This is a genomic window from Arsenophonus nasoniae DSM 15247, from assembly GCF_000429565.1.
GTDB lineage: Bacteria > Pseudomonadota > Gammaproteobacteria > Enterobacterales > Enterobacteriaceae > Arsenophonus > Arsenophonus nasoniae.
Map to the genome: position 1 here is coordinate 1 of NZ_AUCC01000291.1, position 1,086 is coordinate 1,086.

Genomic DNA, 1,086 nt, shown 5'->3' on the forward strand with positions numbered 1-1,086 from the left:
AACTTAGTGACCACATCAGACATCCCCATCAATGGAGTAAAGGTAAGAATAGAAAATTGTCCATACTTATTGGTACGAGTAAGACCTTCAGAATAGATTGCATAAGGTGGTTCTTCATCAAACCAAACACCATGTACCGTATCCCCTTGCCATCTTGCGCGACCCTGAGAGTACGGTTTGAAATAACAAATAGACATGCCATCTTCAATACCGTCTTTGTTTCTATGCCTAATTAGTAGATGATCTACCAGATTTGGATAAAATGGTGATTTTTTCCAACTGATTATGTCTTCTTTTGGAATGAGTCCATAACCTGGTTCGTTATTTTCTTCTATGCGTCCACATAAGATACGCTGAGTTGTTTTAGTGACTGTTTCATTGGTTTCACCACCGATCCAAAAAACAACCGGTTCCTTGAATATCTTACCTTTCCATATACCTTTCCATGCACCATCATCAGGGTAACCTTTTGTACCAGGATAGCGTCCAGTGAAATGAAATGAAACTTCAGCGCCACCCGTCAAGGATTTACCTAATTGGTTTCCGGCAACAAAACATCTCTCTGTAAATTTATCTCCCGCTTCGATGAATTCACGTTGCTTTTCATAAGGATTATATTCAAATAATTGGTGCGTTCTTTTGTATTCTTCATCTTCTTCAAGTAAATTGAGCAATTCAATTTGTTCTTCATCACTTAATTTATCAAGTATCAGATCCAGATCTTCCACGGTTAAATAACTCTTTTATTCTAGAACGACGTTTATCTCTATCACCTTTATATTTAGTGACATCTTCTACTTGCGATTGTTCTTTCAATCCAAGATCACGAGCAATAATGTTTGCATTCAGTAGATCAGCAGCTGCGCCAGAGAATTTCTGATCGTAGATTACTTCCTCTGTTCGTGTAGTGATGATGGAAAAGCCTTCCTTAGCTTTGTATGCAAGCCATGTTGTTCTGTCGATATCGAGAAATAAGCATAATCCCATTATCGTCATTGCTCGCATTTTTGATATGTTTGTGTGTGTTATCTCTCCCTGATAAGAAAATACTTTTTCTTCTTTTAGCGGGTTATTTTCTATCCATTC

At 37.6% G+C, this 1,086-nt stretch carries 2 protein-coding genes; both read right to left on the reverse strand.

Annotated elements, in window-relative coordinates; translation table 11 throughout:
- A partial coding sequence (locus G468_RS0118530; protein ID WP_034250590.1) for a terminase large subunit domain-containing protein occupies window positions 1-728 on the reverse strand: 728 nt, incomplete at its 3' end.
- Window positions 703-1,086 (reverse strand): terminase small subunit (locus G468_RS22075; RefSeq protein WP_034250592.1); only part of this gene is annotated, 384 nt, incomplete at its 5' end. The genes G468_RS0118530 and G468_RS22075, both read right to left, overlap by 26 nt.